The organism is Arcicella sp. GW458-12-2-14-TSB2, assembly GCF_059423785.1.
Genome location: NZ_JBWKYN010000227.1, coordinates 1 through 8,029 on the forward strand (window position 1 = coordinate 1; position 8,029 = coordinate 8,029).

The window sequence follows — 8,029 nt, forward strand, 5'->3', positions numbered from 1 at the left end:
ACAGCTATAGTATAAAATCCTCCAATAAATATACAAAAAACTCCGATAATTAAAGTTTTTATTTGATTTATAGTTTTTCGTAATATGCTAAAGTATTAGCGACATCACTCCATTCTTTGATCTTTTCTTTTTTTAAGTACTCTTCTATCTGAGCAGTTTTATCATTCAGAATAGCCAAAATAGCTTTTTTGTCTTTTTTTGCTTTAGCCATCGTGCCATCTGCTTTCAAGATATAATAATAAGTATTGTGTAAGAATTTCTTGGTTTTAGTAGCGGAATTATAAAGCTTTTCTTCATACATCACTGCATTTTTATAGCATAGTAATTTAACTTTACCATCATACAATACTTCATAAAAAGTATTATTTGTTTGGCTATCAACAGCAGGAAAACCTTTTCTGAAAGTAATATTGAAAATGGTAAACTCATCAAAGGGATTCGTCACTACAAAAGCTTGGTCATTTCTTAAAAACTCAAGTGCACCCGTAGCAGTATTTAACCTTAGTGCATTGTAAGTAACAGTAGTACCATTTTTTAGTTTTATACTACCAGCAGCCCATTCTTCAGGAAAATAAGGATTTCCTTCTATTTCAACAGCATTGTTTGATAAAACAGGTTTGCCATTAACATCTTGTAGAAAATTACCAGAAGTATTTAGACCCTGCGCATTTACCGAAAGTACTTTACAGAGAATGAGTATTACAAAAAACGTTTTTTTCATTGTGTGGTGGAATTTTCAATTGAATAACTAAACTTAATGAAATTATTAATTTGATACAAATATTTAAAATCGACATTTTGACAATACTTACAACGATAGCTAGATGTTATTATTTAGAAATAAGCTCCTTATTTTTGTACCTTTGCGAAACCAAACGATATAGACTTTTGGAAAACAGTAAACAGTTTTAGAAGATGAAAGATACGGATAGAAGAACAAATGAACGAAATCCAAAAGATACAAAAAAAACAGAACGCCATTTTGAGGTAAGTGAATCAGGAGAATTGTTGACTTTTTTGTTGGACAAGATGCCCAATAAAAGTCGCCATAACATAAAATCTTTTTTAAAAGACAAGCAAGTATTGGTTGATAATAAAGCCGTCACACAATATAATTACGTACTGAAAGTAGGGCAGGTTGTTAATATTAAAAGTTCTAAAGCACCAGAAATACAAAAGTATAAAGGCCTTACTATTATTTATGAAGACCAATATTTAATCATCATTGAAAAACAGGAAGGGTTCTTATCAATTGCCACTGAAAAGCAAAAGCTTTATAATGCATACAGTACACTGAGTGACCATGTAAAAAAACAAGACCCAGCGAATAGAATCTTTGTAGTACATCGCCTCGACCGCGAAACGTCTGGTTTGATGATGTTTGCTAAAAGTGAAAGAATACAAAAGCTGTTACAAGAATCTTGGAATGAAACTATTCAACAGCGTACATATTTAGCTGTTACAGAAGGGGTTATTGAATATCCATTGGGTACTATTCGCTCGTATTTAGTAGAAAGCAAGGCATTGACGGTTTATTCTACTTCCAATCCAGCTATTGGAAAAGAAGCTGTTACACATTATGATACCATAAATACTAGTGAATTTAATACGCTAGTAAAAGTGAATTTAGAAACGGGCAGAAAAAATCAAATCAGGGTACATATGAAAGATATCGGACATCCGATAGTAGGAGATGAAAAATATGGTGCTAAGACTGACCCAATTGGTCGTTTGGGGCTTCATGCTTGGGTATTATCATTTGTACATCCGATTACTGATGAAGAGATGTATTTTGAAACCGAAGTGCCTAAAAAGTTTTTGAGTTTGTTTTAGCGTTTGTATGCTATGGAATAATTGAACATACGAGCGTGAAACTCTTTACCATTTTGAGTATTTAGAGGGGAATTATTTATTTTAGGAAATAAGTAATTCCCCTCTTTTTTTGTTACCAGTATTACATTATGTTTGTGTAAAGCTAATACATGATTACGTACTACAGATATAACACCTAAGAACCACGTCTTAGCTTTCTGATTTTCAATCCGCTGTATATATTATCAAATAGTTAAACCTCATAAAAAATGAAAATTTCGACAATCACCACCACTCTTCTCGGCTGTCTAACTTTGTTGACTGCTTGCAACGACAGCAAGAATACATCTAATGCTGTTTTTGATAAATTTGTTCCTACTACCAAGGAATACAAAAATGAACTAGCATCAATAGTCAAATCAAATCCTGATGAACTTCATTATACTTTTAATAAATTCATTGAAAAAGATGGTAAAGAATATCTTGATATTCAAATAAAAGGTGAGGCTTTTGAAGCAACAGGACTTGTATTAGTTAACAGCTGGAATAAACTTGAAGAAATAAAAAGTACGAATGGACTAGGATACGCTGGAGCAGAATTAAAAGGACTTGAATTAGTTGTTGTACCAAGTCCGTCAGGCGCCGATTTAGTGTATAAAGACTTAGAGGAAATAGTTGACTAGTTCAACATACAAAACAATACGTTAAATAATTAAACAGCACCATCGAGTGTAAATAAAATCCCCAAGATTATTAAAAAATAGTTTTATGAAATATCTACTCCCAATTATAGTTTTTCTTCTTTTAGTGGTGGCTTGCACTTCTACTACCAAAGACAATAGTAATAGTAAAGTTAAGACCGATAGGCTGGCTTCTATTAGCAACGAAATTGAGCTTCCCCAAGAAAAGGTAGATACTATTATTGATCTGAAAGATACAACTTTTCATTTTTCAACTTATAGCGTTAATGTAGAAACTGTTGATAGCGTAGAGATTCCTAATTTGTATAGTGATGCAGCTGTCCGAGAGAATATTTTGAATAATTATGATAATGCCTATAAGGCATTTAAAGGGTTGGAAGAGTATCTTAAAAAAACGCAGTCAATGTATTTTAAGCGAAATGGAAAAACTCTGACGATATCGCTAGCAAATGGGAAAACAAAAGAATTAAAAGATATTTCAAAGGATAATTACGATGATATTCTGTATACTTATGAGCATTTTTTTCCTAATATAAACACCTATTTGGTTAGAGGTCAATATTATGAAGGCAACTGCTATATGATTATAAATAGAAATACAGGGGAAGAAAAATATACAATAGGGGAAATTTATGCAGACCCTCAAATCAAAAATTTATTGCTATCAGTGAAGATTTGGGAGCACGCTATTCAAGTAATGGTTTAGAAATGTTTGAAATAAAAGGCGAAAAGTTTATAAAGAAATTTACTATTGATGGAGGAAGCTGGGGGCCAATAGCACTTAAGTGGATTAATGACTCAAGTGTTATTATGAAGGCTCATATAAGAACAGATGTAGATGACTATAGCTATCTTACTAAATTCTATAAACTGACGTTTCAATTCTTCTAATACTAGTCGTAGCCGTAATTAACAAAGCTTAAGTTATGATAATATTTAAGAAAATACTGTTAATCATTTTAATGGTTAGTTGCTCTAATGATGAAAAAAATCCAAATGATAATTTTCTTAAAAAGTTCAAAAATGACGATTTTACAAAATTTAGTGGAAATTCATTTTTTGTGAGAGGCTTTGATAAAGGGAATCCTATCGTCTTCGTTTATTCTGACGAGTGTAAACACCCCCTTGTAATAACTGTAAATAGCCAAACGAATACAATTTTAAAAATAAGTAAGCACCTACAAATAGATACTTGTAACATAAATACAATGCAAAAAGAAATGCTTACATTGAGTTTTTTAAAGTACAATATTAATTATTTAGAAGTAGATGAAAATTTAGATGTTTATATAAATGTAATGTTTGAAGAGAAACCTCCGCAGTTAGCACGTATTACAAATCCAGAGAAGATAAAGGGTAATTGGAAAAAAATTATTGATAATTGGTACGAATTAAGAAAGTAACGAAAAAGGCTTTCCGCTAGTCTTAGGTTCACCTACGACCTCAAAGGAAAAAGAGGGTCACGCTCGTCATATAAAAATAAGTCGACATTGAATTAATCATCCACAACGATTCTCAGTTGAATTAATAGCCATCCTTGAATCAACTAAATTTTAGTAGGTATTCTTTCTCAAAACCCCTAAATTTGCACTTTCTTTAGTAATTCAGCTATTTTGTTATCACTTTTTGTGAAAATGGCTGACAAACAACTATCAATCTGCTATCACCATGATTCATTTCTTCGGGAGTCACTCCAGCACAGTTTATGCCGTGCAAACGTATGCCATTATTTCAGATGAGGATATTCAAAAACTCTTTTGGCTTTTCAATAGTAAAAAAGACCATGCTTTTACTGTCGTAAACCAAGAAAATGCTACTTTGGAAGCCGTTTTTGTAGGTCCACGTGCAGCAATGATTACGCCGTGGAGTACCAATGCTGTTGAAATTACTCAGAATATGGGTATCGAAGGGATTATTCGTATTGAAGAGTTTAAAGCAGTTGACGAAGATTTTACGGAATTCGATCCGATGTTGTCGCAGAAATATACACAACTGCATCAGGAGATATATACAATTAATATTCAGCCAGAACCAATTATCGAGATTGAGGATATTGCTGTCTATAACAAACAAGAAGGACTTGCTTTAAGCGAAGAAGAAGTAGGGTATCTGAATGGTTTAGCAGAACGTTTGGGTCGTAAACTAACAGACTCGGAAGTATTTGGATTCTCACAAGTAAACTCTGAACACTGTCGCCATAAAATATTCAACGGTACTTTTGTGATTGATGGTGAAGAAAAACCAACTTCGTTATTCAAATTAATTAAGAAAACATCTGAGACTAATCCGAACGATATCGTTTCGGCCTATAAAGATAACGTAGCCTTTATTAAAGGACCACGTGTTACACAGTTCGCACCAAAATCAGCAGATAAACCTGATTTTTACGAAGAAAAAGAGTTTGATTCTGTTATTTCTGTAAAAGCAGAAACACATAACTTCCCAACTACTGTAGAGCCTTTCAATGGGGCAGCAACAGGCTCAGGTGGTGAGATTCGTGACCGTTTAGCAGGTGGACAAGGTTCATTGCCTTTGGCTGGTACAGCGGTTTATATGACTTCGTATTCTCGTTTAGACGAAAACCGTCCTTGGGAAAATGCCATGAACGAACGTGAATGGTTGTACCAAACACCAATGGACATTCTGATTAAAGCTTCAAATGGTGCGTCTGATTTCGGAAATAAATTCGGACAACCATTGATTACAGGTTCTGTGCTTACGTTTGAGCATGAAGAAGAAGCGCGTAAACTAGGCTTTGATAAAGTAATCATGTTGGCTGGTGGTATTGGTTATGGTAAAGAAAGTCAAGCGAAAAAACAAAAGCCAACAGTAGGTGATAAAGTAGTAGTATTGGGTGGTGAAAACTACCGCATTGGTATGGGTGGAGCAGCAGTATCTTCAGCAGATACAGGTGCATTTGGCTCTGGTATCGAATTGAATGCTATCCAACGTTCAAATCCAGAAATGCAAAAACGTGCTGCTAATGCGATTAGAGGTTTAGTAGAATCAGAACATAATCCAATCGTTTCTATCCATGACCACGGTGCAGGGGGACACCTAAACTGTTTGTCGGAATTAGTAGAAGAGACTGGAGGATTGATTGACTTAGATAAATTGCCAGTAGGCGACCCTACACTTTCGGCAAAAGAAATTATCGGAAACGAATCGCAAGAACGTATGGGCTTGGTGATTGGAGAAAAAGATTTAGAAACTCTTCAAAGAGTAGCCGACCGTGAGCGTTCGCCAATGTACACTGTCGGAGATATTACGGGCAATCATCGCTTTACTTTCGAATCGAAATCAACGGGTGCTAAACCAATGGATTTTGCGATTGATGATATGTTTGGTAGTTCGCCAAAAGTGGTGATGGCAGATAAAAACGTAACCCGAAATTACGCAGAGTTAGCTTATTCAGAAGCACAAATTCCTACTTATCTTGAGCAAGTATTACAATTAGAAGCTGTCGCTTGTAAAGATTGGTTGACCAACAAAGTTGACCGTTGTGTAGGCGGACGTGTGGCAAAACAACAATGTACAGGACCTTTACAATTGCCTTTGAACAATGTTGGAGTAATGGCCTTGGACTTCAAAGGAAAAGAAGGTATTGCAACTACTATTGGTCACTCGCCAGTAACGGCTTTGATTGATCCCGTAGCTGGTTCTCGTAACGCTATCGCTGAGGCATTATCAAACATTGTTTTCGCTCCGTTAAAAGACGGTTTAAAATCAGTTTCGCTTTCGGCTAACTGGATGTGGGCTTGTAAGAATGCTGGTGAAGATGCACGTTTGTATGAAGCGGTAAAAGGTTGTTCTGATTTTGCTATCGAATTAGGAATCAATATTCCAACTGGGAAAGATTCGCTTTCGATGAAACAGAAATATCCTAATGATGAAGTAATTGCACCAGGTACGGTTATCATTTCGGCAGGAGCAAATTGTTCAGATATTACGAAAGTAGTTGAGCCAGTATTACAAAGAAATGGTGGTGCGATTTACTATTTGAACTTATCTAAAGATAGCTTTAAATTAGGAGGTAGCTCTTTAGGACAAATTTTGAATAAAATTGGTACTGATGTACCAACCATTCAAGATTCGGCTTATTTCAAAACAGCCTTTAATACTTTCCAAGACTTGATTAAAGCGGGTAAAATAGAAGCAGGTCATGATATTGGTAGCGGAGGTTTGATTACTACTTTATTAGAAATGTGTTTTGCAGATGTAAACCTTGGGGCAAATATCGACCTTTCAGGTTTAGGCGAAGCAGATACTGTAAAAACTTTGTTCAACGAAAATATTGCTTTGGTATTCCAAGCAGATGCTTCTGTGGAAGCTGTTTTTGCTGAAAACAATATCAATATTGTTAAAATTGGTGATGTAGTAGAAGGCAATACTTTGGCAGTGAAAAACAATGAAGTATCATTCGATTTCGCTGTGTCTGAATTAAGAGATGTTTGGTATAAGACTTCGTTCTTGCTTGACTCAAAACAATCGAAAAACGGTACAGCTTTAGCACGTTATACAAACTACAAAAACCAACCATTAACGTATACGCTACCAACACAATTTACTGGTAAGTTAGCTGATAATCGTACACTTGCTACTCGCCCGAAAGCGGCAATTATTCGTGAGAAAGGTTCAAACTCTGAGCGTGAAATGGCCAATGCCATGTACTTAGCTGGTTTTGACGTAAAAGATGTACACATGACCGACTTAATTGCTGGTCGTGAGACATTAGAAGATATTCAGTTTATCGGTGCAGTAGGAGGGTTTTCTAACTCAGATGTATTGGGTTCTGCAAAAGGTTGGGCTGGTGCTTTCTTATATAACGAAAAAGCCAATACGGCTCTTAAGAAATTCTTTGCACGTGAAGATACACTTTCAGTAGGGATTTGTAATGGTTGCCAGTTATTTATGGAATTGGAATTGATTAATCCAGACCATGAAGTACACGGCAAAATGCACCACAACGAATCGCATAAACACGAAAGTATTTTTACGTCGGTGACTATCCAGCAAAACAATTCTGTAATGCTTTCTACTTTAGAAGGAACTACTTTAGGTGTTTGGGTATCGCATGGAGAAGGCAAGTTTGTATTACCTTACGAAGAAGGAAAATACAACATTGTAAGTAAATATGGTTATGAAGGTTATCCAGCCAATCCAAACGGTTCAGATTTCAACACAGCGATGATGTGTGATGCCACAGGTCGTCACTTAGTAACAATGCCACATATTGAACGCTCAACTTTCCCTTGGAACTGGGCAAGCTATCCAGCTAATCGTAAAAATGACGAAGTAAGCCCTTGGTTAGAGGCATTTGTAAATGCTAGACTTTGGATAGATGCTAAGAATGAAGTGAAATAAGAATATGAAAATAAGTATAATAAAAAGGAAGCTTTCGGGCTTCCTTTTTTGTTATACCTATTTTAGTTTCTTTACTAATATGATTAACAATGGTTTTATCTCCTTTATTTAGTGTATTTAAAACACCTATATTAAAAAAATAAAGAACAATA

Annotated in this window: 6 protein-coding genes; 5 read left to right on the top strand and 1 reads right to left on the bottom strand. The window is 35.0% G+C overall.

Going from position 1 to position 8,029, the window contains the following annotated elements; translation table 11 throughout:
• Nucleotides 1–67: 67 nt before the first annotated feature.
• Nucleotides 68–721 carry a hypothetical protein gene (locus AC07XN_RS22040; RefSeq protein ID WP_494744615.1) on the bottom strand — a complete coding sequence of 218 codons (654 nt, stop codon included), beginning with the start codon at nucleotides 719–721 and terminating at the stop codon, nucleotides 68–70.
• 194 nt (nucleotides 722–915) lie between these two features.
• Between AC07XN_RS22040 and AC07XN_RS22045 the strand changes: the two genes are divergently transcribed.
• The 5 genes from AC07XN_RS22045 (at nucleotide 916) to purL (ending at nucleotide 7,877) form a co-directional block, all read left to right on the top strand.
• Entirely contained in the window at nucleotides 916–1,833 is a 918-nt protein-coding gene (locus AC07XN_RS22045; RefSeq protein ID WP_494744616.1) for an RluA family pseudouridine synthase, read from the top strand.
• A 248-nt stretch (nucleotides 1,834–2,081) separates the two neighbouring features.
• On the top strand, nucleotides 2,082–2,495 hold the full coding sequence (locus tag AC07XN_RS22050) for a hypothetical protein (RefSeq protein WP_494744617.1): 414 nt from the start codon (nucleotides 2,082–2,084) through the stop codon (nucleotides 2,493–2,495).
• A gap of 85 nt (nucleotides 2,496–2,580) precedes the next feature.
• Entirely contained in the window at nucleotides 2,581–3,219 is a 639-nt protein-coding gene (locus AC07XN_RS22055) for a hypothetical protein (RefSeq protein WP_494744618.1), read from the top strand.
• A 220-nt stretch (nucleotides 3,220–3,439) separates the two neighbouring features.
• Nucleotides 3,440–3,916: a hypothetical protein gene (locus AC07XN_RS22060; RefSeq protein ID WP_494744619.1), complete on the top strand. Its 477-nt coding sequence runs from the start codon at nucleotides 3,440–3,442 to the stop codon at nucleotides 3,914–3,916.
• Nucleotides 3,917–4,181: 265 nt separating this feature from the next.
• Entirely contained in the window at nucleotides 4,182–7,877 is a 3,696-nt protein-coding gene (purL, locus tag AC07XN_RS22065) for a phosphoribosylformylglycinamidine synthase (RefSeq protein WP_494744620.1), read from the top strand.
• Nucleotides 7,878–8,029: the final 152 nt, after the last annotated feature.